Raw genomic sequence first — 26,830 nt, 5'->3', positions numbered from 1 at the left:
ATCACGGTGACCCCGCCCTTTTCGTCTGTTCCTACCCAACCGTGTGCCTACCCAACTGGGTCGCAGTTAAGCGCGTTTTGAGCTCTCAAAACGCGCTTAACTGCGACTTAGTTGGGTACGGGTGGGTGGGTTAGCTGAGTGTCAGCACGCCGTCCACGCGCCTCGGGATGCCCAGCGGGTTGGCGTCGCGCAAGGCCGGGTGCAGGACAGTCTCGGGGGCGTCCTGGTAGGCCACCGGACGCTGGAAGCGGCGGACCGCAGTGGCGCCAACAGAGGTGAACAGCGAGGTAGTGGCCGGGTAGGGACCACCGTGCTGCTGGGCCCAGTTCACGGCAACGCCGGTGGGCCAGCCATCGAACAGGACCCGTCCGGCCAGGCCGCTGAGCTGCTCCACAAGGGCAGCCACATCCTCGCCCGGCTGTGCGTGGACCGTGCCCGTGAGGCTGCCCGGAACCTTCGCGAGGGCAGCGGACAGTTCCTCCTGGTTGGCGTACTCGATGAGCAGCGTGGTGGGGCCGAAGCACTCCTCCAGCAGCTCATCGGGGCGTTCCAGGACGTTGGCCGCACTGGTGGAGAACACCACGGGCGCGGCGCCGTCGGCCAGGCTGTCCTGCTGGACGGTGCCACTGACGACGGCGACACCCGGCTGGTCTGCGACGTTCCGGAGCCCGTCCGGGTACGCCTCGGCGATGCGCTCAGTGAGCATGGCGGCCGTGGGCTTGTCCTTGCTCGCCTCCGCGAGGTGGGACGCAAAGTCCGTGCCGGCCGGGATGAAGACCAGCCCGGGCTTGGTGCAGAACTGGCCCGCACCCATCGTGAAGGAGCCTGCCAGGCCCGCCGCGAGCTGCTGGCCTCGCTCGGCCAGCGCGTCCGCCGTGATGACCACAGGGTTCAGGCTGCCCAGCTCGCCGTAGAAAGGGATGGGCTCAGGGCGGGACGACGCGAGGTCGAACAACGCGCGGCCACCGGGGATGGAACCAGTGAAGCCCACAGCCTTGATGGCCGGGTCCTGCACAAGCGCCGTGCCGGCCTCGCGCCCGCTGACCAAAGCAAAGATCCCGTCCGGGGCTCCGGCCTTGGCCAGGGCCTCGGCGACAACCTCAGCGGTCCGCTCGGAGAGACGGATGTGTCCCGAGTGCGCTTTGACGATCACCGGGCAGCCAACAGCCAACGCGGACGCGGTATCGCCACCGGCCACGGAGAACGCGAAGGGGAAGTTCGACGCCGAGAACACGGCCACCGGGCCAATCGGACGCAGGATGCGGCGAAGGTCGGGCTTGGGCGGAGTGGCCGAAGGGTCGGCGTGATCAATGACGGCCTCGAGGTACGAGCCCTCGGTAATCACGTTTGCGAACAACCGCAACTGGCCACTGGTCCTGGCTACCTCGCCCGTGAGCCTGACAGTACCCAGGCTGGTCTCGGAATCGGCGATGGCCACCAGTTCAGTGACGTTGGCGTCCAAGGCGTCGGCGACGGCGGTCAGCCAGGCTGCGCGCTCGGCGTCGGACGCTGCTGCGGTCACCTTTGCGGCCTCGGTAGCTGCCGCCGTGATGGCGGTCAGGTCAAGAGTTGCTGTACTCAATGCGGTTTCCTTTACTCTCGGGGGCGGAGCTGTCAGGGGCAGCCACCTCAGTTGTGTGCGGCTTCCCGCCGAAGTCGAAGCCAAGCCCGTTGAGGCCTGAAGACGTGAGGCGGCTGTTGCGGATGCTAACCGGGGATGGCCCGGACAGGATGCCAAGCTGTTCGAATGAAGCGTCCTCAACGTCCTCCACGCTCACGGACTCGGCCAGGGTGAGCGCCAGCTGACCGGAAAGCTCCGGGAGCAGATGCGGCGCCACCCTGATGCTGTTGGCACGGGCAAGCTCAACGATCCTGCGGAACGGCGTAATGCCGCCCACGCGGACAATGTTGGGCTGGATGATGTCCACGGCTTCAGCTTCGATGAAGTCGCGGAATCGGTAGATGGTGTGGACGTTCTCACCCAGGGCAATGGGCACGGGAGAGTGCTTGCGCAAGCGGCGGTAGGCCCAGAGGTCGTCGGCGCGGATCGGTTCTTCCAGCCACTCCAGTCTGTGCTCCCCCAAAACATCCAAGGCACGGAATGTGTGGGCGAGGTCCCAACGCTGGTTGGCGTCGATCATGAGCAGCCGGTCCGGGCCGATCACTGCCCGCACTGCTGCAACGCGTTCGGCGTCTTCGCGGAGTTCGGGCTTTCCCACCTTGATCTTCACCGCATTGTGTCCTGCAGCAACCCATCGCTGGGCTTGCTCCACCAACTGCTCCAGGGTGTAGTGCAGGTTCACGCCGGAACCGTACACCTCCACGGATTCCTGGCGCTGGCCCAAAAGCCCCGTGACGGAGGTTCCGGCCTGCCGTGCCTTCAGGTCCCACAGGGCAAGGTCCACACCGGCCATCGCGATGGTGGTCAGGCCTCCCCCGCCGGCCTCGTGCAGCCGCTTCCAGAGCTGGTCCCACACGATCTCCGCGTTCGCTTCCAAACCACGGATGAACGGGGCAATGTCGTGATCCAGGAGAGCCTTCACCGCCTGGGGACCAATGGTAGGTGTCCACGAGAAGCCGTGGCCCGTCCCGCCGTCGTCCGTGGTCAGTTCGGTGACGATCACATGGTTCTCGGGTGCCTCCGCACCCCAGCTGCGCAGCAGCGGGACCGTGATCAGCCGGGTGGTGAGGCCCGTGATGCGGGCCGGCATCAGCTGCCGGCCAGCTCGTGGCCCTTGGCCAGGATGGACTTGAGCTCCAGGAGTTGTTCCTCGTTGGGGTCAACCAGCGGCGGACGGACCGGACCAACGGGCAATCCTGCGAGCCGCAGGCCAGCCTTGATCAGGGAAACGCCAAAGCCCGGGGTCTGGTCGCGGAGCCGGACCAGCGGAGCGTAGAAGCCTTCAAGCAGGGCGTGACGGCGCTCTTCATCGCCGGAGACGTAGGCGTCGTAGTAGGCCTTGGCAATTTCGGGGGCCATGGCGAACGCCGCGGAGGAGTACAAGGGGATGCCGAGGCCACGGTAGGCACCCTGTGTCAGCTCAGCCGTGAGCAGGCCGTTGAACAGTGCGAAGTCGGTGCGGCCGCTGGCATTGATCGCGGAGACGATTTCCTGGGCCAGTCCGACGTCGCCGATTCCGTCCTTGAAGCCAACCACCTTCGGGTTGGCGGTGAGGCGCGTGATCGCCTCGGCGGTGAACTTGGCGGTCCCACGGTGGTACACGATCACCGGCAGGCTGCTCGCGGCGGCGATGGCTTCGACGTAGGCCACCACACCATCGGTGGGACCGGTGACCAGGTACGGCGGGAGCACCAGGAGGGCGTCTGCGCCGGCTTCCTCAGCCACCTTGGCTGCGGCGATGGCGTGACCCAGGGGTCCACCGGCACCGGAGACTACGGGAACAGCTCCCGCAACGGCCTCGACGGCGGCGGTCACCACGGTGCGGATCTCATCGAGGGAGAGTGCATGGAATTCGCCTGTGCCGCAGGCGGGGAACACGCCGCCGGGGCCGAACGGAAGGCGGGAGGTGATGTGCTCCTTCAGCAGGGCTACATCTACCGTGCCGTCCTCAGCGAAGGGCGTGACGGGGAAGAACAATACGCCGTCGAAGTTCATGGTGTCTCCTTGGTTGCTCCCGCCGGGACCAGGCCGGCGTGGTTCTCGTCATTGAGTGCTGCTTGTTCGGTTGCTGCGGTGTCTTCGCCCTCGAATGGCGGCGTAAGTTCGGTGCGCCAGGTGCGCTTGGGCTCCCAGCCGAGAAGTTCGCGGGCTTTGTCGATGGAGAACGCTGGGCTGGTGCCGGTCAGGTGTTCTGTGAGGGGGCCGCTGCCTGGCAGGAACCGCGGGAAGAGCTCGGCCAGCGGTGCCGTGGCCAGGGCATCCTTCGCGCCAACGAAGAACACCTCGCCATTGGGGATCGAGTCCATCTTGTCCAGGAGCACGTCCAGGAATTCGGCCACGTCCCGGGCATCCACGTAGTTGAACTGGGCCGGCGCGGAAAGTGCCGGGTCCAGCAACCTCTCGCGGACCGTGTGTCCTTGCTGCGTCAACGCGCCTTCCCATTCTTCCGGGGAGATGACGTAGCACGGGCGGAATGCCGCGTACCTGATCTTCTCGCCCTGCGCGGCCGCGAACATCTGCACGGTCTGCTCGGCGATCAGTTTGGACAACGCATACGCGTTCCACGGCTTGGGCGGCGTCCGCTCGTCCAGCGGGAACGACGGCGGCAGCCAGCCGGCCGGTGAGCCATACCCCAGGGCGGTGGGGCTGCTGGCCGTCACGATCTTCGGCACGCCAGCGTCGGTGGCCGCACTGACCACCGCGTAGGCGAGCCGGGTGTTCGTGCTGAAGATGACATCCTCGGGTGCGCTGAATGGTACGGCAATAGCAGCGAGGTGGATGACGGCGTCGGGCGCTGTTTCCCGGATGAGCCGCTCCGCTTCCCCGGGCGCCAGCAGATCTGCGGTGTACTGCTCGGCTCCGGGGGGCAATTGCTCCTCCGGGACGGCGTCCCGGTCAACCGAGATGACCTTGTGGCCCGCATCGGTGAGGCCGGCCACCACGCTGCGGCCGAGCCGGCCGGAACCGCCGGTGACGAATATCCTGCTCATGGTCTTTTCCTTGCTTGGGTAGTGAACCGGTCAGGCCTGGCCGCGGCTGAGATCAACGCCGAGGCCAAGTTCGCTGATGCGGACGGGCAGGTCTGAGTCAAGGGATTGGTTGCCGGCGATGCCCACCGACACGGACCGGAGTCCATCGATGTAACCGGACGGGCGGCCCAGCGGGTCAACGCCGGGACCGTTGAAGAGGTCCGAGAGCAACAGGTTGTCGCCGCCACCGTGGCCGCCTTCGCCGTTGATGATCGGGACTTCGTAGGCAGCTTCCCAGTGGCGCTGGACAACGAGGCGTTCTCCGTTGCGGCGCACCGCGTCTTCTTCCTCGATCGGCGTCGCGCTCGGGTCCACCACGGTCTTCTTATCGGTGCTGGATTCGACGGCGGCACGTTCCACCACTTCGAGTTCCGCGCGGCCTTCGGTGCCGTTGACGGTGACCCGGTAGCCTTCCCACGGGCTGTGGGCGTTCAGCGAGTAGCTCAGCGTCGGCCCGCCCTGGTAGTCCACCACGAGGGCGAGGTTGTCCTCGATGGTGATGCCCTCGGTGAAGACGTCCTGGTCGCGGAGGTAGCCGTCGAACTTTTCGTTGTCGTAGTACAGCGCTTTCAGACGCTCGTCCTCGCGCATATCCAGGCGGAACGGATCGTGCTCCAGGCCGTCAACGGTGCCGCGCTCCGGACGTGCTCCCAGGCCGCGCTCGGCTGCATTCTTGTCGCCGTAGAAGCGCAGTCCGCCGGAGGCAAACACGCGCTCCGGAACATCGTTGATCCACCAGTTCACCAGGTCGAAGTGGTGCGAAGCCTTGTGGATGAGCAGGCCGCCGGAGTTCTTCTTTTCGCGGTGCCAGCGGCGGAAGTAGTCGGCGCCGTGAACGGTATCCAGCACCCAGCTGAAGTCGATGGAGGTGACCTTGCCGATCACGCCGTTCTGGATGACTTCCTTCAGCGCCGTATTGCGCGGCGAGTAGCGGTAGTTGAACGTCACCACTACGTTGCGGCCGGTCTTCGCCACGGCGTCGGTGATGCGGCGGCAACCGTCCACGTCAATCGTCAGCGGCTTTTCAACCACGACGTCGGCACCCGCCTCGAGCGCCTCCACGATGTAGTCCGCGTGGGTGTAGTCGGGCGTCGTGACGATGACGCGCTCGATGTCGTTGGACTGGATGAAGCTGGTGAGCCCGCCGGGCTCGAAGGAAGCCACCGGCTCCGTTCCTCCGAGTTCCTTGATCAGGTCCTGGTAGAAGTCCACCCGGCCCTGGTTGACGTCGGAAAGCGCAATGAGTTCTGCGACGTCCGCATGCTGCCCGTAGATGGCCCGGATGTACATCTCCGAGCGGCCGCCCGTGCCGATGAGGGCAATGCGGGTCCGCTTGCGGCCACCGGCCTGGGTTGTCGTTTCGGCAGATGCGGTCTGGGTCTCGGCTGAGTCGACGTTGACCATGTGGATGCCCCTTTCAAAAGGCAGGAGTGAACCGCTTGACGGCCCGGCTTCAAGTGGGAAGAATCATGAGAAAGCGTTTTCTCAGAGCGTTATAAGCTTTGTATCAAGACTCTGGTGGTCACGTCAACCATTGCTCCAACGACGGAGCATGCGGGAGGCGACCAATGGGAAGGGGCCACATGGCACGCAGGAACACCAACAGGCGCGTTGGCATTGCCGATGTCGCGGAGAAGGCAGGCGTCTCGCACGCCACCGTGTCGCGCGTCATGAACGGTAACGCCGCGGTGGATCCCGGCATCGCCGCACGCGTCCGGGCAGCCGCAGTAGAACTTAAGTACCAACCCAACCCTGTGGGGCGCAGCCTCGCCCTGGGCAAGACGGACACCATTGGCATCGTGGTACCGGATCTTGCCAACCCCACGTTCCAGGCCATCCTCCGCGGACTCAGCATCGCGGCAGCCCAGGACGGGTACCGCGTTCTGATTGCCGACTCCTCCGAGGTCACCAGCGAGGAAGCCATCCTTGCGGGCGAGGCCAGGCGCCGCTGCGATGGCGTGGTCCTTTGCGCGCCCCGTATGGGCGACGCCGAGTTGGAGGAACTGGCGCCCACCTTGCACCCGCTGGTGCTCATCAACAGAACCACCATCGCCACCAACACTCCAAGCCTGAGCGTGGACTACGGACAGGGCATCCAGGAGCTTGCCCAGCACCTGGTGACGTTGGGCCACCGCCGGCTGGCATTCCTCTCCGGACCTGAGCACAGTGCATCCAACCGCCAACGCCTGGTCGGGCTGGACCAATTCCGCGCCGAGCACCCGGAGATCGAGCTGCAGATGCTCCATGGCGGTTCCAACTTCGACTCCGGCCACGAGTCCACCGAAGCCATCATTGCCAGTGGCGCCACCGGAATCCTGGCCTTCAACGATCTGGTTGCCATGGGGTTGCTCAGCGGCCTGCATGAACGCGGAGTACGCGTCCCGGAGGACATCTCCGTGACGGGCTTCGACGACATCCCGTTCGCCAAGTACACAACTCCCCCGCTGACCACGGCGGCCGTGCCCATCAACGAACTCGGAAGCCTGGCTTGGCGGAGGATGCGGGAGCAGATCCAGCAGGCCGGCGAAACCACCACCCAGGCGCAGGACGAGTTCCCGCCCAGGGTTGAGATTCGCAAGAGCACGGCGGCACCCGCTCTCACGCCCGCCAGTTGACAGTTAATGCCAATGTTCCCCGCGGGCATTGGCATTAACTGTCACTTGGGCGAAGGGTTTGCGCCCACTCCCGCCTCTTTGTAGAAGCCCTGGATGTGGGCAGCCACCAGCTCAGCTGCCTTGCCGCCGTCGTTATTGTTCACGGCGGTGAGGATGGCGCGATGTTCCGCGCGCAGCCGGGTTGACGTAGCGCCCCAATCGGGCAGGTTTCCGGTGAGCTCACCGGCGTAGTTCTCGATCGCACCCCTCAGCGAGGCCATCATGGCGCTGACCACGGAGTTGCCGGCTGCTTGAGCCAGCGCCACATGAAAGCGGGCATCGAGGGCCAGGAAGGAGTCAATATCCGGGGCCTCGTCCATCTGGTCCAGCAGCTCCGCGGCTTCCACCAACTCCGGCACGCCAACATGGGCCCGTTCAGCCGCCCAGGACTCGAGCAGCACGCGGGTCTCCACGATGTCAGCCACCGGAAGGTGCCGGGTGGCCACGTGCAACCGCAGCGTGGAACCCAGCGCGGACCCTGGCTCGGCGATGACCACCGTCCCAGCATCTTTGCCCGAGCCCACGCCGGCACGGACCACGCCCATCGCCTCCAGAATCCGGACCGCCTCGCGCACGGACGTCCGGGACACCTGCAATTGTTCGGCCATGGCGCGTTCACCCGGCAGCCGGCCGCCAAGGGCAAGGTCTCCGTCGGACAACTGCTTCTCGATCCATTGCAGGACCAACTCGTGGGTACGCATAACGGAATACTAGTTGATGTGGTCCAACCACATGGATTACAGTGTGGTTAGACCACAGTGGTAGGACCACAGAATTCAAGGGAGAACCGTATGACCGAGACCCTCGATCCCAAGATCACCGCCGCCCCTGCCAATGCCGGCAGCGACGAAAACGCGACGCGCCCCGCCCAGCCGCGGCCCGCCGTCGTGCAGCCACCGGCCCTCAAGCGCCGCGTACCCAAGGTTTCCGACCTGGCGCCGCTGATGCAGTTCAAGAAGCCGGAATTCAGCAAGACCGCACGGCTCAAGCGGGCCAGCACCATCTGGGAACTGCGCGACATCGCCAAGCGCCGCACCCCACAGGCTCCGTTCGACTACACCGACGGCGCTGCCGAAGAAGAGATCACGCTGCGCCGCGCACGCCAAGCCTTCCAGGACATCGAATTCCGTCCAGGCATTCTGCGCGACGTCTCCAGGATCGATCTCCGCACGGACATCCTCGGCAAGGAATCGCGCCTCCCGTTCGGCATTGCACCCACGGGATTCACCCGGATGATGCAGTCCGAGGGCGAGTACGCCGGCTCGCAGGCTGCTGAAGCTGCAGGCATTCCTTACACCCTGTCCACCATGGGCACCGCGTCCATCGAAGACGTGGCCACCGCTGCTCCGAACGGCCGCAACTGGTTCCAGCTCTACCTCTGGACGGACCGCGACCGCTCCCTGGAACTGATCGAGCGGGCAGCCAGGGCCGGCAACGACACCCTCATGGTCACGGTGGACACCGCGGTTGCCGGCGCCCGCCTGCGCGATGTCCGCAACGGCATGACTATCCCGCCGGCACTGACACTGAAGACCGTCCTGGACGCGTCCTACCGTCCGGCTTGGTGGTTCAACTTCCTCACGCACGAGCCCCTGACCTTCGCATCGCTTTCGCGTTACACCGGCACGGTGGCCGACCTCATCAATTCGATGTTCGACCCCACGCTGACGTACGAGGACCTGGACTGGCTCCGTGAAACCTGGAAGGGCAAGCTGGTGGTCAAGGGCATCCAGACCGTGGAAGACGCCCGCAAGGTAGTGGACCACGGCGCGGACGGCATCATCCTGTCCAACCACGGCGGCCGCCAGCTGGACCGCGCACCTATCCCGTTCCACCTGCTGCCGGAGGTCACCACGGCACTGAAGGCGGACAACAGCAAGGCCGCGGTCATGCTGGACACGGGCATCATGAGCGGTGCGGACATCGTTGCGGCTCTGGCCTTGGGCGCAGACTTTGCCCTGATCGGCCGCGCGTACCTCTACGGCCTCATGGCCGGCGGACGCGAAGGCGTGGACCGCACCATCCAGATCCTGGAGAAGGACATGACCCGGACCATGGCGCTGCTGGGTGTCAGCAAGGTGGCGGACCTCAACCCGGACCACGTACGGCTGCTCCAGCGATAACCGCACCCATGTAAGTAGCAGCAGAGCGCGTTTTGAGCTGTCAAAACGCGCTCGGCTGCTACTTAGTTGAGCTACGGGGGTGCTAGATCAGGCCCTGAGCCAACATCGCATCGGCAACCTTAACGAAGCCACCGATGTTGGCGCCTACCACGTAGTTTCCGGGCGCACCATACTCGTCAGCCGTGGCTGCGCAGCGGTCGTGGATGCCCACCATGATCTCGGTGAGGCGCTGTTCGGTGTGCTCAAAGGACCATGAATCGCGGCTGGCGTTCTGCTGCATTTCCAGCGCAGAGGTAGCCACGCCACCGGCGTTGGCAGCCTTACCCGGTCCGAACAGGATCCCGGCCTCCTGGAACACGGATACTGCGGACCGCGTGGAGGGCATATTGGCACCCTCGGCCACAGCGATCAGTCCATTGCTGACCAGCTTGGCCGCAGCATCACCATCGAGCTCGTTCTGCGTGGCGCACGGCAGCGCCACGGTGCCGTTAACGTCCCACACGGACCCACCGACAACATGGCTGGCACCGGCGCGACGGGCGGAATACTCGGTGAGGCGCCCGCGCTCTACTTCCTTGATCTGGCTCAGAAGTGCGACGTCGATTCCCGCCTCGTCCACGATGTAACCGGCAGAATCGGAACAGGCCACCACGGTGGCGCCAAGGGCTTGCGCCTTGGCAATCGCGTGGATGGCCACGTTGCCGGAACCTGAGACAACAACGCGCTGGCCATCAAAGGACTGGCCGCGGGTCTTGAGCATCTCCTGGGCGAAGATCACCGTGCCATAGCCGGTTGCCTCCGGACGGACCAAGGACCCACCCCACGAGATGCCCTTGCCGGTGAGGACTCCGGATTCGTATCGGTTGGTGATGCGCTTGTACTGGCCAAAGAGGTAGCCGATTTCGCGGCCGCCCACGCCAATGTCGCCGGCGGGGACGTCGGTGTATTCGCCGATGTGGCGGTAGAGCTCGGTCATGAAGGATTGGCAGAAACGCATGATTTCCGCATCGGAACGCCCGCGGGGGTCGAAGTCCGAGCCGCCCTTGCCGCCACCGATGGGCATGCCGGTGAGAGCATTCTTGAAGATCTGCTCAAAGCCGAGGAACTTCACGATTCCCAAGTACACCGAAGGGTGGAAGCGGAGTCCGCCCTTGTACGGGCCGAGGGCCGAGTTGAATTCCACACGGAAGCCGCGGTTCACGTGGACCCGGCCGGCATCGTCGGTCCATGGGACGCGGAAGATGATCTGGCGCTCGGGTTCGCAGAGGCGTTCCAGGACCGCACCCTCAAGGAACTCAGGATGACGATCGTGCACGGGACCGAGGCTTTCGAAGACCTCAGTGACGGCCTGGTGGAATTCCTTCTCCCCCGGGTTCCGCGCCAACACCGTGTCGCGGACAGCTTCGAGCCTTGAATCCATGCGTGTTCCTATCCTCAGTGCGCCGACCCGCGGCGAGACGATTAGTCCCGCCCATGGTTGCACCGAGGGACATGGGATCTCCATCCAGAGCCAATGTGACCCTATTTCCGGAGTTAACACAACTGTAGAAAATCGTTGAAAACTCAAGGAAATGCAAGGTTAACAAAAACTCACAATGTGAGGAGGATCACGTTAAGTTGGTGCCCGCTACCGCTTACGCCCGAACTTAGGAAGGTTGGGCAGGTTCGGGAGGTTCGCCAGGAGATCAGCAGCCTTAGTGGCCGCCCGGCCCACTGTGCGGCCAATCTGTTGGGGAACGGTGTCATCGGAAGCCGGGTCCAGGGTCACCGGCGTCCCACTCGCATGTACCTTCACGGCTTGGCCTATGGCGTCGGTTCGGGTGGGCGTCGCCGGGGGAACGGCAGCAGCCGCAGGAACCTCAGCAGGAGGCGCAGCGGTGGACGACTCAGAGCTGGACGGCACCACAGCAGGAGGCACGACGGCGGCGGGAGCCGAGGTTCCGACGTCGAACGTTTCAAGCCAACTCGCGACGCCGGCGAGCGGCTTCGGGTTCAGCGCGTAGAAGCGCTTCTGGCCTTGCGCGCGCATGCTGACGAGATCCGCCTCGCGGAGCACCTTCAGATGCTTGGAGATCGTGGGCTGGCTCGCAGCCAGTTCCTCCACCAGTTCGCCTACTGCTTTATCCCCAGAGCGGAGGGAGACCAGGATGTCGCGCCTGGTTGCCTCAGCTATGACGGCAAATACGTCGTCAGTCACCATGCCTCCCACCCTAGCGACATATACGCCAATTGGCATCCCTGTTTCCTGCCGCGACAGGCAGGGATCGTTGACCCCCGCGAGGGCCGATGTTACAACGGAGGCACGGTCCGTCCGGGCTCCCAGGCCCCGGCCGCCAAAAGCACGGGGTGCATGGCAATGACTGAATTTTTCCGGCGGCGCATCTTCGACATCATTGCCGCTGTATTCCTGGCCCTTTTTGTCCTCGTATGGACCACGGTCCTGGTGCGCGTCGGCACGTGGGTACCCTCTGGAACTGCGGAGGCGCCTGAACTCAACGGCGCCTTGGTCACCGCAGCGGGAGTCTTGGCAACGTCGCTGAGTTCGCTCACAGCCTCAGCACTCGGCTTCACTATTTCAGAAGTAAAACGTGACAATGCCGACGCCGGATCGCCCAGCCCCTTGGTCAGCCCGGCTGACGTGGCCACCAGGCTCTCCGGCCGTGTGATTTTCGCGATCATGGTCTACATGACCATGGGCATGTTGGTCCTGGTGCTCTGGCTGTTCAAAGGCCAGGCATCCACGGACCTCATCGGAGCCTTCGCGCTGTCCCTGCTTGGTTGGCTCGTGGGGGCCGCCGGAGTGGTTTTCCAAACAGAGAGGACCGGACCCTAGCCTTCCAGGTCAGCGGTCAGCCGCACCAGGGTCAGTCGAACCAGGGTCAGTCGCACCAGGGTCAGTCGAACCAGGGATCAAGGCCATACAGCGGAAAGATCTCCTTGCGCGTGGCGATGACGGTCCTGTCCACCTCGTCCGCGGGGTCGTATCCGACCTCCCACGAGCGCCACCAGACATCCACGTCGTCGCCCATCGACTCCGGGGCCCAGACACCGTACGTTTCCTTGACGTATGTCCGCCAGGCTTCCGGCACGGGCGTGCTGAGGGGTACCGGGCGTTGCGTCACCATCCCGATCAGGTGGCTCCAGGCGCGCGGCACAACACCAGTGACGTCGTAGCCGCCTCCACCTGTGGCGATCCAGCGGTTGTCGCAGTAGCGGGCCGCCAGGCTTGCGACGGCGGACGCCGCCTCACGTTGTCCGTCGACGCTCAGGTTGAGGTGCGTCAAGGGGTCGTCCCGGTGGGAGTCGCAACCGTGTTGGCTGACGATCACCTCAGGCTGGAAGGCGCCCACGAGCTGCGGGACCACGGCGTGGAAGGCCCGTAACCAGGCCGCGTCGCCCGTGAAGGTAGGCAGCGCAACGTTCACCGCGGTCCCGGGCGCAGCCGGACCTCCGGTTTCATTGGCAAAGCCGGTGCCCGGAAAAAGTGTGAGGCCGGTTTCGTGCAGGCTGATGGTCATGACCCGGGGATCGTTCCAGAAGATACTCTGCGTCCCGTCGCCGTGGTGGGCATCGACGTCGATACTGACGATTCGCTGAACACCGCTGTCGAGCAGTCTTTGGATCGCCAGCGCGACGTCGTTATACACGCAAAAGCCGCTGGCCCGCTCGCGCGCAGCGTGGTGCATGCCGCCACTGAAGTTCACGGCACGTACTGCCTCGCCGGACAGGATGGTCTCAGCGGCCAGCAACGAGCCACCGGCAAGACGGGCACTGGCCTCATGCATGCCGGCAAACGCGGGATCATCCTCGGTGCCCAGCCCGCGGGTTTCCTCGGGACTGGACGGATCCTCGCTGACGCGGCGAACGGCCTCCACATAGCCGGCGCTGTGCACCGTGAGGAGTTCGACGTCGGTCGCCACCTTGGGTGCCTCCACCGCCACATGCTGATGGGCGAACAGCCCCAGGGACTCGGCCAGCCGCGCTGTCAGTTCCAGCCGCTGCGGGGCCATGGGGTGCCCTGGACCAAAGTTGTAGGCAGTCATGGCTGGATCCCACACCACCGTCGTTGGCAGTGCGGAGCGCGTAATGCTGGACGCCGTGGTTCCGGCCCTGGAGTTCATCCAGAACAGGCTACCCGAGGCGGGAGGGCGCTACCGCCCGGTTACGCCGCGGGAATAGTGGTTTACTACTCAGGAAAGCTTGTTTCAACCGAGGAAGAGCGCCATGTCTCAAAGCCAGTCGCGGTCCACCAGCCCGGCCAACTGGCAACCCAACCAGCAGGAGCGGGAAGGTCTCTGGATCTTCACCCGCGTGCGCGACTTCATCGACAACATTGCCAACACCTCACCGGCCCGATTGGCGTTGACCGTCTTTGCGGTGGTGATCCTGGTGTTCACCGGTTTGCTGTCCCTCCCTGCCGCATCCTCGGAAGGGACCGTCACACCACTGCACCAAGCAATGTTCACAGCCGTTTCCAGCGTCTGCGTTACCGGACTCACAGTAGTTTCCACTGCCACGCACTGGACGTTCTTCGGCCAGCTGGTCATTCTGATCGGCATCTTCGTTGGTGGCCTTGGTACCTTGACCCTGGCCTCGCTGCTGGCCCTCATGGTGAGCAAGCGGCTGGGTGTGCGTGGCAAGCTCATCGCCCAGGAAGCCATGAACAACGCGGGCCGGCTCGGCGAGGTGGGTACTTTGCTCCGGATCGTCATCGTGACGTCCGTGGTCATCGAGGCCGCACTTGCCCTCGCCCTGATTCCGCGCTTCATACTGCTCGGCGAGGACTTCTGGCAATCCGTCTGGCACGGTGTTTTCTACTCGATTTCCGCGTTCAACAATGCAGGCTTCACCCCGCACTCGGACGGAATCGTTCCCTACGAAACCGACCTCTGGATCCTCATCCCGCTGATGCTGGGGGTTTTCCTCGGCAGCCTCGGCTTCCCAGTGGTGATGGTGCTGCAGCAAAACGGGCTTAACTGGAAAAAGTGGAACCTCCACACCAAACTCACCATCCAGGTCTCCTTCATCCTGCTGGCGGCAGGCACTGTTCTCTGGGGCCTCATGGAGTGGGACAACCTGCGGACCATCGGCCATATGGACCTCGGCGACAAGATCACGCATTCACTGTTCGCGTCGGTCATGACCCGTTCCGGCGGCTTCAACCTCGTGGACCAGAACCACATGGAATCCACCACGATGCTCCTGACCGATGCCCTCATGTTCGCCGGCGGTGGCTCCGCTTCCACCGCGGGCGGCATCAAGGTAACCACCATTGCGGTCATGTTCCTGGCCATCATGGCCGAAGCCCGGGGTGACGCCGACGTGAAGGTCTACGGCCGCACCATTCCCCAGGGCACCATGCGCGTAGCCATCTCGGTGATCGTCGCCGGAGCCACCCTGGTGTCCGTGGCCGCGTTCCTGCTGCTCTCCATCAGCGGTGCCTCGCTGGACCGGGTGCTCTTCGAATCCATTTCCGCCTTTGCCACCGTGGGACTGAGCACCAACCTCAGTGCCGAGCTGCCGCCGTCGGGCGTGTATGTCCTCACTGTTTTGATGTTCGCCGGCCGCGTCGGCACCGTCACCCTTGCTGCCGGACTGGCCTTGCGCCAACGCAGCCAGCTGTACCACTACCCGGAAGAGAGGCCAATCATTGGCTAGTGCCACGGGGGCTGCCAACCGCCCCGCACACAACGCACCAGTACTGGTCATTGGGCTTGGCCGATTCGGGTCTGCGACCGCCGAACAGCTGGTCAAGCAGGGCCGCGAAGTCCTGGCCATCGAGCGCGACCGCACCCTCGTCCAGAAATGGGCGCCCGTCCTCACGCACGTGGTGGAGGCCGACGCCACCAATATCGATGCCCTGCGCCAGCTCGGTGCCCAGGAGTTCAGCTCTGCCGTGGTTGGGGTGGGCACGTCCATCGAATCCTCAGTGCTCATCACCGTGAACCTGGTGGACCTCGGCATCCAACACTTGTGGGTCAAAGCCATCACCCCCTCGCACGGCAAAATCCTCACCCGGATCGGCGCCAACCACGTGATCTACCCGGAGGCTGACGCCGGCGTCCGTGCCGCCCACCTGGTGTCCGGGCGCATGCTGGACTTCATCGAGTTCGACGACGACTACGCAATCGTCAAGATGTACCCGCCCAAGGAAACGGTGGGCTTCACACTGGAGGAATCCAAGGTTCGTTCCAAGTACGGCGTGACCATTGTGGGTGTGAAAACCCCGGGCGAGGACTTCACCTATGCCCGGCCGGAAACCAAAGTGTCCGGCCACGACATGTTGATCGTGTCCGGACACGTGGACCTGCTGGAGCGCTTCGCAGCGCGGCCGTAGCGCTCGATTCCTAGCCGAGCTGCTTGGTGATCTCCGCTGCCCTGGCGGCAGCCGCGCGGGTGCCGTCCGCGATGATCCTGGGGATCCCGCCGTCGTCAAAAGCGGCAATTGCGCGTTCCGTGGTGCCCTTGGGGCTGGTAACGGCGATTCGGAGGGCGGTGGGATCTGCTCCCGGTTCGGCCAGCATGAAGCCGGCACCCGCCACGGTTTCCCGGGCCAACATGACGGAAAGCTCTTGGTCCAAGCCGAGCTCGACGCCGGCCGCAGCCATGGCCTCGGCCAGATAGAACGCGTAGGCCGGGCCGGAACCGCTGATGGCTGACAGTGCGTCCACCTGCTCTTCAGGAATCTCGACCACCGTGCCGGCACCCGCCAGCGCCTTCTTGGCTTTTTCCAGCTGCTCAGGTGTGCAATGCGTTCCCGGGGAGACGGAAATGACGCCGCGGCCCAGCCTTGCCGGCGTGTTGGGCATGGTGCGGATCACCGGCTGACCCTCCGGCAGCGCTGCTTCCAGCTGGGCGATGGAAACCGCTGCGGCAACGCTGACCACAAGGGTGTCCTTCGCCAGGGCCGGGCTGATCTCACGTGCCAGGTCCAGGATGCCCACCGGCTTGACACCCAGGATGACCATGCTGGAGCCCTTGGTGGCCAGCTTGTTGTTGTCCGGCTCCTCCTCGCCCGCGATCGCCATGACGTGATGGCGCTGCGCCAGCTCGTCAGCGCGTTCTGCCCGGCGGACAGTGGCGACAATGTCGGATGGGTCCGTCCCAGCGGCAATCAGACCGCCCAGGATTGCCTCGTTCATGGATCCACAGCCAAGGAATGCGATTCGGTTGCTCATTGCTCCATCATTGCAGTTGGCCTTGGACGGGGTCTAACGGTTTCCAGATTCCCAGCTTGTTCCCAAGGTTATTGCAGGCAGCACTCATCCTTGGTCCGTAACTTAGTAGTTACCTCATTGAGGGTGCGAGTGATGAGGCGGGCATGGGGATGTCCGCCAGCAGCACCGGTGGCCGGGCGGGTTTTCCCCCATTTCCCGATTCGGCCGCCGGTGCTTTCGCTTTTAAGCCTCCACCCGCGTTAAACCACCGCGGCTGCCGCCCCTTGTCAGGACGACAGCCGCGTATTGATGTTCGACGCCGTTAGTTGTCTACGCTTCGAAGCAGCGGAACGCTGAGGTGCTGCTTCGCGAAACGCAGAGTTTCCGCAAGCATTTCCTCGCGCTCCCCCGCCACCTTTGCCTTGCGGGTGGAAATCTCGGCCACCACAACACCGTCAAAGCCACTGGATGCCAAATGTTGGAGGGCATCCGCACATTGCTGCGTTCCTGTACCGGGCACAAGGTGCTCGTCCTTGCCGGAACCCGAGCCGTCGGTGAGGTGGACGTGACGGAGCTTGTTTCCCAGGGCCTTGATGGCTTCCAAACTGTTGGCCCCCGCAGTGGCAGCGTGCGAGAAGTCCCACGTGACGTCGTCGTAATCCTGCCCGAGCGGATCCCAGTGCGGCAGGTAGGCCACAGCTTCCCGTCCGCGGACACGCCACGGGTACATGTTTTCCACGGCGATATGAACCTGGTACATCGCCGCGATCTCCCGGACGCCTTCCACGAAGTTCTCGGCGTAGTTGGACTGCCAACGGAAAGGCGGGTGGACCACCACGGTGTCGCAACCGACGTCCGCGGCCATCTGGCATGACTTCTCGATCTTGTTCCACGCCGTACCCCAAACTTGCTGGGTCAGCAGCAGCGTGGGCGCGTGGATGGACACGATTTCCTGGTGGTAGCGGTGGCTCAACTGGATCAGGGCATCAGGGTTCTGGCTCACCGCATTGTTGGTGACCATCACCTCCACGCCCTCGTAGCCCAGGTCCTGCGCCACGGCAAAGGCGTCGTGGACGCTCAGGGGGTAGACGGATGCGCTGGACAGCGCTACAGGGATCTGGCGGTCATTCACTTCAGGTTCGACGTCGTTGCTCATCTCAGGAGGCCAGCCCGCCTGCCACGGGGGCTGGGATTGGTGCAGGGGCCGGGGTGTTTACGGGGACAGGAAAGTCCCGGATATGGGGCTGGTCTTCATCAGTGTCCGTCGCCTTGCCGCCGTCCTTGCCTGCCTTTTTCTTGGACTTGTCCTTCTTTCGCTTGCCCACATGCGGAGCGGGATCGAGGGCCTCTTCGAAAACCAACTGGTCAAGTCGGCGCAGGATAAGGCCTTCCCGCAGTGCCCAGGGACAAATTTCCATCTTGGGGAATTCAAAAAGCTCAAGAGCTGCCTCGGCAACCAGTGCACCGGCCAACAACTGGCGGGCACGGGCATCTGAGACGCCGGGGAGATACAGCCGGTCTTCCACTGTCATGGCGGAAATGCGCTGGGCCCAGAGACCCAGGTCCGCCGCATGGAGTTCACGCTTGACGTAGGGGCCCGCGCCGCTTGGAGCAGCGCCGGCAATACGGGCCAACGAGCGGAAGGTCTTGGAGGTGCCGGCCACCAGGTTGGCGCGGCCCAGCTCATGGAAGTTCCGAACCACCGGCTTCAGCGTGGAGCGGATGTAGCGCCGCAACTCCTTGACACTCTTGGCACTGGGGGGATCGTCGTGGAGCCAGTCCCGCGTCAAGCGGCTGGCGCCAAGGGGCACGGAGGTGGCGAACTCAGGGAGCTCATCCGTTCCGTAGGCCATTTCAAACGAGCCGCCCCCGATGTCAAGGTCGAGGATGGGACCTGCGCCCCATCCGTACCAGCGGCGGACGGCGAAGAACGTCATGGATGCTTCTTCGCTGCCCGTGAGTTCCTGGAGGGTCACTGTGGTTTCGTGCTTGACCCGGGCCAGGACTTCCGGGCCGTTGGTTGCTTCGCGGATCGCCGAAGTACAGAAGGCCAGGAGATCCTCGGCCTTGTGGCTGGCCGCGAACTCCCAGGCTTCCAGGACGAACTCAATGAGTTCGTGCTGGCCGGCGTCGTTGATATTGCCGTCACCATCGAGGTATTGCACCAACGACAATGGACGTTTGTGGGATGCGAAAGCCACCGGACGCGCGCCCGGGTGAGCATCCACAAGGAGCAGATGGACGGTGTTGGAACCGATGTCGAGAACGCCAAGACGCATTCTGCCATTATTCACCGATTCGAAGCCCGTGAAGCAACCTGGTGACGACGTTTCGCTGACGGGATGGTGTCCGGCAGCCTCGGCGACCGCTATTCCGCGGGCTCCCCTGCTTCGTCGGCCCGCTTGAAGTCGCGGCGGATGTTCGCGATGCCCTCGGGATCGATTTCGAAGCCGAACTCACTGCCCGGGTTGATGACCATGCCCAGTTCGTCGCCGATGTTGCCCAGGATCGCCGACCCCATGGTCCCCAGCACGTGAGGGGCTGCGTCGAGGAACCGCTCGTCCACACGGCTCGGGTGGCTGAACACCGCGAGGACGGGCTGGCCATCGGCGTTGGAGAGCACCAGCGGCTCAACGGAGGAATCCGGGCCATCTACGACTTCTGTGCTGACGAGGTAGACCTCGTTGTTCAGGAAGGCAAGGATGACGTCCACCGGGTTTGCGTCCGGCTGTTCGGCCGAGGCGAGCTTTGCCTCGAGGTCGTTCAAGGGTTCGTTATCCGGTGAAACCGTCTGTTCAGTCATGCTTCTACTCGACCACGATGAAGGCCGGGACGCAATTCGCCATTGCTGTCCCGGCCTTCATTGAAGCTACTTCTTGGCTGCGGCCTTCCTGGCCGGCGCCTTGCGTGTAGTGGTTCGCTTGACCGGCCCCTTGGCCCGCTTTTCGGCCAAAAGCTCGACGGCGCGTTCCCGGGTCAACTCCTCCAGCGACGTTGAACGAGGGACGGTGATGTTGGTGATGCCATCGGTGATGTACGGACCGAAGCGGCCTTCCTTCACCACGATGTTCTTTTCCGAGACCGGGTCCGGGCCGAACTCGGCCAGCGGCGGTACGGCCGCACGGGCGCCACGCTGCTTGGGCTGCGAGTAGATCTCCAGCGCCTGCTCCAGGGTGATGGTGAAGATTTCCTCTTCCGATCCTATGGAACGGGAATCCGTGCCCTTCTTCAGGTACGGACCGAAACGGCCGTTCTGCACCGTGATGGGGTTGCCCTCAGCGTCCTCGCCCAGGACCCGGGGCAGGCTCATGAGCTGCAGTGCCTCGTCCAAGGTCACCGTGTCCACGGTCATGGACTTGAACAGCGAACCGGTGCGCGGCTTGGCCTTGACGGGCTTCTTTGGCGGCTTCGGCTTGCCGTTCTTGTAATACTCAACCGGCTGGTTGGCCAGCTGTTCCTCGGTCATCTCCGGGATGATTTCGGTGACGTAGGCTCCATAGCGGCCGTTCTTGGCAACCACGGTATGACCGGTGTGCGGATCCGTTCCCAGGACCCGTTCCTCCGGGGCAGCAGTCTCCATCAGCTCAATGGCCTTGGCGGCCGTGAGCTCATCCGGTGCGAGTTCCTCGGGGACGTTGGCCCGTGAGGACTCAACCACCTCACCGGTCTTCTCGTCGATCGTGGGGATCGAGCTTTCCAGATAGGGGCCGAACTTGCCCACGCGGAGGGTGATGCCTTCGGCGATGGGCACGGAGTTGATCTCGCGGGCATCGATTTCGCCCAGGTTGTTCACGATGCTCAACAGGCCGGGATCAGCGTCTTCACCGTAGTAGAAGTGCTTGAGCCAGGCAGCGCCTACAGCTTGGCCGTTGGCGATCTTATCCAGGTCGCCTTCCATGTCAGCCGTGAACTCGTAATCCACGTAATCCGTGAAGTGCTGCTCCAGCAAGCGGATTACGGAGAAGGCGATCCAGCTGGGAACCAGCGCGGAACCCTGTTTGCGGACATAGCCGCGGTCCTGGATGGTGGAAATCGTGGACGCATAGGTGGACGGACGGCCGATGCCCCGCTTTTCCAGCTCAGCGGTCAGCGATGCTTCCGTGTACCGCGGCGGCGGTGACGTTTCGTGGCCCACTGCCAGGATGTCCGAGGCCGTCAGGGAATCGCCCTTGGCAACGTTGGGCAAACGACGGGCTTCGTCGGATTCCTCATCCCCTCGGCTCTCGTCCTTGCCCTCTTCGTAGGCGGCCAGGAAGCCTGGGAAGGTGATGACGGTACCTGAAGCCGAGAACTCGGCGTCGCGTCCGTCGGAAGCGACAGCACCAAGGCGGATGGTTGCGGTGGAGCCCTTGGCATCAGCCATCTGCGAGGCGACCGTGCGCTTCCAAATGAGCTCGTACAACCGGAACTCGTCGCCGCTCAGCTGCTTGGCAACCTGCGCAGGCGTGCGGAAGGAGTCTCCTGCGGGACGGATGGCTTCGTGCGCTTCCTGGGCGTTGGCGGCCTTGTTGGCGTACACGCGGGGACTTTGGGGCACGTATTCGGGGCCGTAGAGCTCGGCGGCCTGACGACGGGATGCCGTGAGGGCTTCATCGCTCAACGCCGACGAGTCGGTACGCATATAAGTGATGTAGCCGTTTTCATACAGGCGCTGGGCTACCTGCATGGTGCTCTTGGACGAGAAGCGGAGCTTACGGCCGGCTTCCTGCTGCAGCGTCGACGTGGTGAACGGTGCGGCAGGGCGGCGGGTGTACGGCTTGGTGTCTACGGAGCGGACGCGGAAGTCGGCGTTTTCGAGGCCGGAAGCCAAGGAGGTGGCGAGTTCTTCGTTGAGGTGCACCACGGTGGACGAGGTGAGCTGTCCGTTGTCGTTGAAGTCCCTGCCACTGGCAACCTTGGACCCATCCACGGCGGCGAGCTTGGCTTTGAACGAGCCCGAGTCCGAACCGAACTGGCCGGTGAGGTCCCAGTAAGACGCTGCCCGGAAGGCCATGCGCTCACGTTCGCGGTCCACCACCATGCGTGTCACCACGGACTGCACGCGGCCGGCGGACAGACCGCGGGCCACCTTGCGCCACAGCACCGGGGAAATCTCATAGCCGTAGAGGCGGTCCAGGATACGACGTGTCTCCTGGGCATCCACCAAAGCCGTGTCCACGTCGCGCAGGTTGTCCATGGCGCGGTGGATGGCTTCCTTGGTGATTTCGCCAAAGGTCATGCGATAAACGGGAACCTTGGGTTTCAGGACCTCCAGGAGGTGCCACGCGATGGCTTCGCCTTCGCGGTCCCCATCGGTTGCGAGATAGAGCGCGTCGGCATCTTTCAGCTGGGCCTTGAGCTCTGCAACCTTTTTCTTCTTGTCCGGGGAAACAACGTAGTACGGCTTGAAGTCGTTTTCGATGTCGACGGCGAACTTGCCCAGCGAGGTCTTCTTCAGTTCTGCAGGGAGATCGGACGGCTGCGGGAGGTCCCGGATGTGGCCGATGGAAGCCTCGACGATGAAGCCTTCGCCCAGGTACTTGGCGATGGTCTTACTCTTGGCGGGAGACTCGACGATCACGAGTTTCTTGCCGGTTTTTGCCTTGCTGGGCACGGTGCTCCTACAGAAAAAATGTGTAATTGGGCTGGTGCCCATATTGGCCTAGTTCACCATAGTTTGCAGAATCCTGCGTTTTGGTACGGAAACCAGGGCGGTCATTTGGTGGCCGCGTGGGCCCTCTATTGCCCGGGTGCCACGCGGTCATCCGGGATCATTGACCACAAGGTTGCCACACGTTCAGCACCCTCCGGTATATGGGTTGGATCTTCGAGTTCGTACTCCCGCACGACTTCTCGGATCCTGTCCGCAAGTTCCTTGCGTTGGGGGTTGGTGAGGTACAGCAGGTTGCTTGAGAGGACCACCGATACCGGTTCCTCTCCCCCTTCACCTCGCTGTCTGCGTTCCCCCCGGGCTTTGGCGAACGCCGAAGCCCTTCGGCGGAAGGCATCGAGTTCCAGGTCAACCACGGCAATCTCTGGGCTGGCGACGCTGCCTCCCGAGATGGTGAAGTCCGTTCCGGCCGCTTTCCATCGCCGTTCGCGTGCGTCTCCGGCGTTTTCGGCCGGGGCCACGATCCCCCATTTCTGGAGGGCGCGGAGGTGGTAGCTCATGGCGCTGGGGGTGAGGCCCGTACGGGCAGCGAGTTCCGTTGCCGTATGGCTCACCTGAGTGGCATAGAGCTCGGAGATGACCTCGATGCGGGCAGCATGCGCCAAGGCACGGATGGCCTTGGGATCGGTGATCTCAACCGTCTTCTCGGCCCGCTTCCGCCGCGGAACGTCGCCTGACGCCGGGGATGTCTCGTTGTTCGCAATCACTTCATCAGTGTAGTCAGGGTCACTTGTGCGAGGACGGGCGTTGATCGCCGATGGCATCGCGTCGCTGCTCATTCGCTGCTCATTTGCTGATTCGCGCGGGATCCGGAAGCAGGAAGCCGTCCAGGACCAGGTTGGCGACGTCGCGGAACAGTCCTTCACGGAAAGCATCCTCGTCGAAGTCGTCTCCGCCGCCCAGCAGCGACACCAAAGCCGAGGCGATCTGCCGGACCGACAACTGTCCCTCGCAGGCCGAGACGAAGCCAGCGAGTTCGGTGCTGAGCAAATTGGTCCGGCGAAGACCCGCTCCCTGCCGCAGCAGGATGACCCCGGGGTGGGCGGCTCCGGGACGCTGATGCCGTTCCTCGGTGACGTCCTCCGCCACCAGCAGATGCGCTTCAGGTATCGGATTGGCAGCTACCCAATCGGCTTGTTCCACAGCCGCGCCCATATGCGGTCCGATGGGCTGCTGGATGGGATAAGTGATCTCCTCGAACCGGCTGAGGACGGGCTCGTGACCGGATGCGGGGCGGCGAAGCCAGATCATGCCGAAGCCCACGCCTTCCACGTTCCTGGACGCGAAGTCATCAAGATAGGCGGCGTAGGAGTCCTTGTACTGCTCGCGTTCGCGGTTCTGCGAGGCGTCCTGCAGCCAGGTTTCCGCGTATTGCTCCGGATCAACCTGCTCCCGCTGAATGAACCAGACGTCCAGGCCTGAATCATGGAGCCAGTCCGTGGGACGGTCTTTCCAGTCCGTGCCAGCGGTGACTTCCCAATTTCCCAGCATCTGGGCCGTGCCCCCGGGTTCGAGTACGCCAGCGAGGGACTGCACCAACGAAGCCACGATGCCATCCCCCGGGAGCCCTCCGTCACGATACGTGAACTGGTCCGACGACGATTCGCCGCCTGTGCGAGGTGTAATCACGAAGGGAGGATTGGAGACCACGAGGCCAAACTGTTCGCCTGCCACCGGTTCCAGGAGCGATCCCAGGCGCAAGCTCACGCGACTCTGCAAATTGCGGGGATCCAGGTCAAGCTCCGCCGCGTTCAGCAGCAGGTTGAAGCGGGTGAACGCCAGGGCCCGCTCGGAAATGTCCGTGGCCGTCACATGCTCGCAGTGGTGCAGGAGGTGGAATGTTTGGATGCCGCAACCAGTCCCCAAGTCCAAGGCGCGCTTGGTGTGCTGCCTGAACGTGGTTTGGACGAGAGTTGTGGACGCACGCCCGATGCCAAGGACGTGATCGTGCCGCAGCACTCCCGGTTGCTGGTGGGCTGCGAGGTCGCTGGCGACCCAGAGCTCCGCACCGCCGCTGCCATCGGCGTTGGCCTCCCAGCCGTAGGGACGCAAGTCCACATTGACACGGACGGTTCCCTCTTCGACGTTCACCAAGCCCAGGTCCACCAGTCCTTGCACGCGGATCCCGGGCAAGGCAGAGTCCACCTCAGCGACAGGCTGCGGGACGGCGAGCAGCCAGAGACGGACAACCACAGTCAAAGCCCGGACGGCAGGATCGCGGGAATCCGTCAACCGCTCAGTGGCCAGGAGCGCAGGGACCACTTGATCCCTGCTGAGCGCTGCGGAGGCGGACTCCCCCAGAAGGCCAGCGACGCCGTCCACTGTGTAGGAGACGGCACGAAGGTCCCCGGCGAGCACCGGGAGCAGCTCGGGCTGGTCGCTTCGGGGAGCATCGTCAATGTTGCCGGCGGTAAACAAGAAAGCTGTGTCAGTCACCCTGCAAGTGTAGGTGCGGTGCAATAGGCAGGCCGGTCCCCCGTGGAGCTATGTGGACAATCGTCCCGCCTGGAACCCGGTAACTTGGAATCATGCTCAACTTCTCCTCCACAAGGCGCCGTGCGTGCCTTGTTGCCATGACCGCCGGGGCCCTGCTGGGAGTCAGCGGCTGCCAGGCACCGGTCAATATCGCAGATGCAGACGTCCCGGCGTGGAGGGACAAAGTCCTTCCGGCAGTGAACGGTGTGGTCCTGGAGGACTCGGGCAAGATCCTGAACCGGGATGAGCTGGTGAAGGAAGCACCCAGTGTGCCTGCCGGAACTTACACACTCACCATGGCGTGCGATGGCGGCGGCAAGGCTTACTTCGCCGTCTCATCGGGCGGAAACAAGATCACGGACGCCGCGGCAGCCTGCAATGGGAACCTTGATGTGGTGAAGATCAAAGTGCCCGGCACGGGCTCCCTCAGCATCTCGACGAGCAGCGTCGATGCACCGCTGATCTACGCCTACCACATGGTTCCAGCCACCAGCTAGACCCTCACCGGAACCTCCGGCAGACAGCCCTTCAGCCAGCGACTGCAGCGGCGTAAAGTCAGTGCATGGGCAGCAAGGCAGCTTGCTCGGTGATGCCACAGCGGCTGGCGAGGGCCGCCGTCGTACTTCTCGTTGTCCTCTGCGGCAGCGTGGCCGGCTGCGAATATACCTACGAGGACGGCGGCAGGCCAGAGGCCAGCTCCACTTCCACAGCCGGAAATGTTGTCCTTCCGCCCGATCCGGCGCTGGAAGAAACCGTCACAGGCGAAGCCCTGGAAGAGTGGGCCAAGGCTTCCCTGCCTGAATCGCAGGGACAGTCGTTCTACTCAAGCAGCGGTTACCTCAACCCCGGCGAATCCAAGTCCGAGCAAACAGTTCAGTTGCCCGGAGGAACGTACGCGGTGACGTTGGCATGCCGGGGTACCCGGCGCGTGACTTTCGCCGTCCGGCTGAACGACGTGGCACTCGTGGACCTGACTCTGGGGTGCGCCAATGCGCGGGTGAGCGTGGTTCAACTGGATAAGGATGCCATCTTGTCCATCACGGTCGGGTCCAGGTCGGACGCCAACTTCGCCTACAGGGTAAGCAGGCTCTGAGGCTGTCTTAGGCGGCCTCGCAGCCTCCGGGGCACCGCAGTGTTTCCGGGCTGGAAGCACATTCGGCACAATAGAGGGTCAAGGTGCGGCAGCTGAGGTTGGAACAGTTCTCGAACTTGTTGGTTGGAGCGGCGCAGCGGACGCACTCACCAATGGTCTTGGCGTCCTCGCTGAACTCCACGTGCATGCGCTTGTCGAAGACATAAAGGGAACCCTCCCACAGGCCCTTGTCCTTGAACGTTTCGCCGTAGCGGACAATCCCGCCGTCCAGCTGGTAGACCTCTTTGAAGCCGCGGTTGACCATCAGGCTGGACAATACCTCGCAGCGGATGCCACCGGTGCAATACGTGACTACGGGCTTGTCCTTCAGGTCGTCGTACTTGCCCGAATCCAGTTCCTTGATGAAGTCATGGGTGGTGTCGACGTCCGGAACGATCGCGTCCTTGAACTTGCCGATCTGCGCTTCGAAGGCATTGCGGCCATCGAAGAACACAACGTCTTCGCCGCTGGATTTCCTGGCCTCCACCAGCGCGTGGAGTTCCTCTGGCTGGAGGTGCTTGCCGCCACCCACCACGCCGTTGTCATCGACCTTGAGTTCGCCGGGAGCACCGAATGAGACGATCTCATCGCGGACCTTGACACTGAGGCGAGGGAAGTCGGCTGCGCCACCCTCTGACCACTTGAAGTCGATTCCGTGGAAACCCTTATATTCACGAGTGGTTTTCACGTACTGCTTCATGTTGTTCAGCTCGCCGCCCACCGTGGCGTTGATGCCGTCCTTCGAAATGAGGATCCGACCGGTGAGGCCAAGTTTTTCGCACAGGGCGCGCTGCCACAGACGCACGGCGTCGGGGTCGGCGATCGGGGTAAAGCCATAGAAGAGCACAATTCTGTTTAAAGCCACTATTCAAGGGTACTTGGTGCAGTAAAATCGCCCCTCGGCCGCCGCTTCCGGGCTTCCGGGCAGGAGAAGACGTCACAATTCCATAAGCAACGATTCCCGGGCTGACAGGGCTCTGTTGCTTCAT

At 63.7% G+C, this 26,830-nt stretch carries 25 protein-coding genes; 8 read left to right on the top strand and 17 right to left on the bottom strand.

Features of this window, described 5'->3' with window-relative positions:
• Positions 1-130 precede the first annotated feature (130 nt).
• From GVL04_RS18235 to GVL04_RS18215, 5 genes are read right to left on the bottom strand one after another with little or no spacing between them, the layout of a single operon-like run.
• Positions 131-1,582: an aldehyde dehydrogenase (NADP(+)) gene (locus tag GVL04_RS18235; RefSeq protein WP_159707131.1), complete on the bottom strand. Its 1,452-nt coding sequence runs from the start codon at positions 1,580-1,582 to the stop codon at positions 131-133.
• Positions 1,563-2,711: a mandelate racemase/muconate lactonizing enzyme family protein gene (locus GVL04_RS18230; RefSeq protein WP_159707129.1), complete on the bottom strand. Its 1,149-nt coding sequence runs from the start codon at positions 2,709-2,711 to the stop codon at positions 1,563-1,565. The genes GVL04_RS18235 and GVL04_RS18230 overlap by 20 nt, the downstream gene beginning before the upstream one ends.
• A complete protein-coding gene (locus GVL04_RS18225; RefSeq protein ID WP_159707127.1) occupies positions 2,711-3,616 on the bottom strand; it encodes a 5-dehydro-4-deoxyglucarate dehydratase in 906 nt (301 codons plus the stop codon). Before GVL04_RS18225 ends, GVL04_RS18230 begins: the two co-directional genes overlap by 1 nt.
• Entirely contained in the window at positions 3,613-4,611 is a 999-nt protein-coding gene (locus GVL04_RS18220) for an NAD(P)-dependent oxidoreductase (RefSeq protein WP_159707125.1), read from the bottom strand. The genes GVL04_RS18225 and GVL04_RS18220 overlap by 4 nt, the downstream gene beginning before the upstream one ends.
• Before the next feature lie 30 nt (positions 4,612-4,641).
• Entirely contained in the window at positions 4,642-6,054 is a 1,413-nt protein-coding gene (locus GVL04_RS18215; protein WP_159707123.1) for a Gfo/Idh/MocA family protein, read from the bottom strand.
• Positions 6,055-6,233: 179 nt separating this feature from the next.
• Between GVL04_RS18215 and GVL04_RS18210 the strand changes: the two genes are divergently transcribed.
• On the top strand, positions 6,234-7,265 hold the full coding sequence (locus GVL04_RS18210) for a LacI family DNA-binding transcriptional regulator (protein WP_159707121.1): 1,032 nt from the start codon (positions 6,234-6,236) through the stop codon (positions 7,263-7,265).
• A 41-nt stretch (positions 7,266-7,306) separates the two neighbouring features.
• Here the strand turns inward: GVL04_RS18210 and GVL04_RS18205 are convergent, their stop codons facing one another.
• A complete protein-coding gene (locus GVL04_RS18205) occupies positions 7,307-8,005 on the bottom strand; it encodes a FadR/GntR family transcriptional regulator (protein WP_159707119.1) in 699 nt (232 codons plus the stop codon).
• 90 nt (positions 8,006-8,095) lie between these two features.
• On the opposite strand from GVL04_RS18205, the gene GVL04_RS18200 reads away from it, so the two are divergent.
• Positions 8,096-9,427, top strand: a complete 1,332-nt coding sequence (locus tag GVL04_RS18200; RefSeq protein WP_159707117.1) for an alpha-hydroxy-acid oxidizing protein — start codon at positions 8,096-8,098, stop codon at positions 9,425-9,427.
• 82 nt (positions 9,428-9,509) lie between these two features.
• Here the strand turns inward: GVL04_RS18200 and gdhA are convergent, their stop codons facing one another.
• Together gdhA and GVL04_RS18190 are read right to left on the bottom strand one after the other, a co-directional pair.
• Entirely contained in the window at positions 9,510-10,847 is a 1,338-nt protein-coding gene (gene gdhA, locus GVL04_RS18195) for an NADP-specific glutamate dehydrogenase (RefSeq protein WP_159707115.1), read from the bottom strand.
• 207 nt (positions 10,848-11,054) lie between these two features.
• On the bottom strand, positions 11,055-11,627 hold the full coding sequence (locus GVL04_RS18190; protein ID WP_159707113.1) for a helix-turn-helix transcriptional regulator: 573 nt from the start codon (positions 11,625-11,627) through the stop codon (positions 11,055-11,057).
• Between the two features lie 156 nt (positions 11,628-11,783).
• On the opposite strand from GVL04_RS18190, the gene GVL04_RS18185 reads away from it, so the two are divergent.
• On the top strand, positions 11,784-12,260 hold the full coding sequence (locus GVL04_RS18185) for a hypothetical protein (RefSeq protein WP_159707111.1): 477 nt from the start codon (positions 11,784-11,786) through the stop codon (positions 12,258-12,260).
• Positions 12,261-12,321: 61 nt separating this feature from the next.
• Here the strand turns inward: GVL04_RS18185 and GVL04_RS18180 are convergent, their stop codons facing one another.
• Positions 12,322-13,470: an acetoin utilization protein AcuC gene (locus tag GVL04_RS18180; protein WP_235036345.1), complete on the bottom strand. Its 1,149-nt coding sequence runs from the start codon at positions 13,468-13,470 to the stop codon at positions 12,322-12,324.
• On the opposite strand from GVL04_RS18180, the gene GVL04_RS24720 reads away from it, so the two are divergent.
• From GVL04_RS24720 to GVL04_RS18170, 3 genes are read left to right on the top strand one after another with little or no spacing between them, the layout of a single operon-like run.
• On the top strand, positions 13,469-13,606 hold the full coding sequence (locus GVL04_RS24720; RefSeq protein ID WP_235036344.1) for a hypothetical protein: 138 nt from the start codon (positions 13,469-13,471) through the stop codon (positions 13,604-13,606). The two genes, GVL04_RS18180 and GVL04_RS24720, sit on opposite strands and share 2 nt — an antisense overlap.
• Before the next feature lie 45 nt (positions 13,607-13,651).
• Entirely contained in the window at positions 13,652-15,085 is a 1,434-nt protein-coding gene (locus tag GVL04_RS18175; protein ID WP_159707107.1) for a TrkH family potassium uptake protein, read from the top strand.
• Complete coding sequence (locus GVL04_RS18170) at positions 15,078-15,764, top strand: TrkA family potassium uptake protein (protein WP_159707105.1); 687 nt, start codon at positions 15,078-15,080, stop codon at positions 15,762-15,764. The genes GVL04_RS18175 and GVL04_RS18170 overlap by 8 nt, the downstream gene beginning before the upstream one ends.
• Positions 15,765-15,774: 10 nt before the next feature.
• On the opposite strand, the gene proC is transcribed toward GVL04_RS18170, so the two are convergent.
• The 7 genes from proC to GVL04_RS18135 form a co-directional block, all read right to left on the bottom strand.
• Entirely contained in the window at positions 15,775-16,605 is an 831-nt protein-coding gene (proC, locus tag GVL04_RS18165; protein WP_159707103.1) for a pyrroline-5-carboxylate reductase, read from the bottom strand.
• 301 nt (positions 16,606-16,906) lie between these two features.
• Positions 16,907-17,740, bottom strand: coding sequence for a sugar phosphate isomerase/epimerase (locus GVL04_RS18160; protein WP_159707101.1), 834 nt, complete (start codon positions 17,738-17,740; stop codon positions 16,907-16,909).
• A gap of 1 nt (position 17,741) precedes the next feature.
• Complete coding sequence (locus GVL04_RS18155) at positions 17,742-18,863, bottom strand: Ppx/GppA phosphatase family protein (RefSeq protein WP_159707099.1); 1,122 nt, start codon at positions 18,861-18,863, stop codon at positions 17,742-17,744.
• Positions 18,864-18,952: 89 nt separating this feature from the next.
• Positions 18,953-19,387: an SseB family protein gene (locus tag GVL04_RS18150; RefSeq protein WP_159707097.1), complete on the bottom strand. Its 435-nt coding sequence runs from the start codon at positions 19,385-19,387 to the stop codon at positions 18,953-18,955.
• A 66-nt stretch (positions 19,388-19,453) separates the two neighbouring features.
• On the bottom strand, positions 19,454-22,177 hold the full coding sequence (topA, locus tag GVL04_RS18145; RefSeq protein ID WP_159707095.1) for a type I DNA topoisomerase: 2,724 nt from the start codon (positions 22,175-22,177) through the stop codon (positions 19,454-19,456).
• Between the two features lie 125 nt (positions 22,178-22,302).
• Positions 22,303-23,013 carry a helix-turn-helix transcriptional regulator gene (locus tag GVL04_RS18140; protein WP_159707093.1) on the bottom strand — a complete coding sequence of 237 codons (711 nt, stop codon included), beginning with the start codon at positions 23,011-23,013 and terminating at the stop codon, positions 22,303-22,305.
• A gap of 7 nt (positions 23,014-23,020) precedes the next feature.
• Positions 23,021-24,670, bottom strand: a complete 1,650-nt coding sequence (locus tag GVL04_RS18135; RefSeq protein ID WP_159707091.1) for a methyltransferase — start codon at positions 24,668-24,670, stop codon at positions 23,021-23,023.
• 92 nt (positions 24,671-24,762) lie between these two features.
• On the opposite strand from GVL04_RS18135, the gene GVL04_RS18130 reads away from it, so the two are divergent.
• Positions 24,763-25,206: a hypothetical protein gene (locus GVL04_RS18130; RefSeq protein ID WP_159707089.1), complete on the top strand. Its 444-nt coding sequence runs from the start codon at positions 24,763-24,765 to the stop codon at positions 25,204-25,206.
• Between the two features lie 65 nt (positions 25,207-25,271).
• Positions 25,272-25,802: a hypothetical protein gene (locus GVL04_RS18125; protein ID WP_159707087.1), complete on the top strand. Its 531-nt coding sequence runs from the start codon at positions 25,272-25,274 to the stop codon at positions 25,800-25,802.
• 7 nt (positions 25,803-25,809) lie between these two features.
• Here GVL04_RS18125 and GVL04_RS18120 read toward each other — a convergent pair whose 3' ends face one another.
• Positions 25,810-26,706 carry a rhodanese-related sulfurtransferase gene (locus GVL04_RS18120; RefSeq protein WP_159707085.1) on the bottom strand — a complete coding sequence of 299 codons (897 nt, stop codon included), beginning with the start codon at positions 26,704-26,706 and terminating at the stop codon, positions 25,810-25,812.
• Between the last annotated feature and the right edge of the window lie 124 nt (positions 26,707-26,830).

This window comes from Arthrobacter sp. 18067, from assembly GCF_902706295.1.
In the GTDB taxonomy this organism is placed as follows: domain Bacteria; phylum Actinomycetota; class Actinomycetes; order Actinomycetales; family Micrococcaceae; genus Arthrobacter.
The sequence above is the reverse complement of the archived record's forward strand: the minus strand, read 5'-3'. Positions and strand labels throughout refer to the sequence as shown.

Excerpts from the sequence above, each read along its gene's own strand:
- GVL04_RS18150 (WP_159707097.1), bottom strand. The coding sequence starts at position 19,387 with ATGACTGAACAGACGGTTTCACCGGATAACGAACCCTTGAACGACCTC.
- GVL04_RS18130 (WP_159707089.1), top strand. The coding sequence starts at position 24,763 with ATGCTCAACTTCTCCTCCACAAGGCGCCGTGCGTGCCTTGTTGCCATG.
- GVL04_RS18140 (WP_159707093.1), bottom strand. The coding sequence starts at position 23,013 with ATGAGCAGCGACGCGATGCCATCGGCGATCAACGCCCGTCCTCGCACA.
- GVL04_RS18180 (WP_235036345.1), bottom strand. The coding sequence starts at position 13,470 with ATGACTGCCTACAACTTTGGTCCAGGGCACCCCATGGCCCCGCAGCGG.
- GVL04_RS18200 (WP_159707117.1), top strand. The coding sequence starts at position 8,096 with ATGACCGAGACCCTCGATCCCAAGATCACCGCCGCCCCTGCCAATGCC.
- GVL04_RS18190 (WP_159707113.1), bottom strand. The coding sequence starts at position 11,627 with ATGGTGACTGACGACGTATTTGCCGTCATAGCTGAGGCAACCAGGCGC.
- proC (WP_159707103.1), bottom strand. The coding sequence starts at position 16,605 with ATGAGCAACCGAATCGCATTCCTTGGCTGTGGATCCATGAACGAGGCA.
- GVL04_RS18125 (WP_159707087.1), top strand. The coding sequence starts at position 25,272 with ATGGGCAGCAAGGCAGCTTGCTCGGTGATGCCACAGCGGCTGGCGAGG.
- GVL04_RS18230 (WP_159707129.1), bottom strand. The coding sequence starts at position 2,711 with ATGCCGGCCCGCATCACGGGCCTCACCACCCGGCTGATCACGGTCCCG.
- GVL04_RS18155 (WP_159707099.1), bottom strand. The coding sequence starts at position 18,863 with ATGCGTCTTGGCGTTCTCGACATCGGTTCCAACACCGTCCATCTGCTC.
- GVL04_RS18220 (WP_159707125.1), bottom strand. The coding sequence starts at position 4,611 with ATGAGCAGGATATTCGTCACCGGCGGTTCCGGCCGGCTCGGCCGCAGC.
- GVL04_RS18215 (WP_159707123.1), bottom strand. The coding sequence starts at position 6,054 with ATGGTCAACGTCGACTCAGCCGAGACCCAGACCGCATCTGCCGAAACG.
- GVL04_RS18185 (WP_159707111.1), top strand. The coding sequence starts at position 11,784 with ATGACTGAATTTTTCCGGCGGCGCATCTTCGACATCATTGCCGCTGTA.
- GVL04_RS18160 (WP_159707101.1), bottom strand. The coding sequence starts at position 17,740 with ATGAGCAACGACGTCGAACCTGAAGTGAATGACCGCCAGATCCCTGTA.
- GVL04_RS18225 (WP_159707127.1), bottom strand. The coding sequence starts at position 3,616 with ATGAACTTCGACGGCGTATTGTTCTTCCCCGTCACGCCCTTCGCTGAG.
- GVL04_RS18210 (WP_159707121.1), top strand. The coding sequence starts at position 6,234 with ATGGCACGCAGGAACACCAACAGGCGCGTTGGCATTGCCGATGTCGCG.
- gdhA (WP_159707115.1), bottom strand. The coding sequence starts at position 10,847 with ATGGATTCAAGGCTCGAAGCTGTCCGCGACACGGTGTTGGCGCGGAAC.
- GVL04_RS18175 (WP_159707107.1), top strand. The coding sequence starts at position 13,652 with ATGTCTCAAAGCCAGTCGCGGTCCACCAGCCCGGCCAACTGGCAACCC.
- GVL04_RS24720 (WP_235036344.1), top strand. The coding sequence starts at position 13,469 with ATGGCTGGATCCCACACCACCGTCGTTGGCAGTGCGGAGCGCGTAATG.
- GVL04_RS18205 (WP_159707119.1), bottom strand. The coding sequence starts at position 8,005 with ATGCGTACCCACGAGTTGGTCCTGCAATGGATCGAGAAGCAGTTGTCC.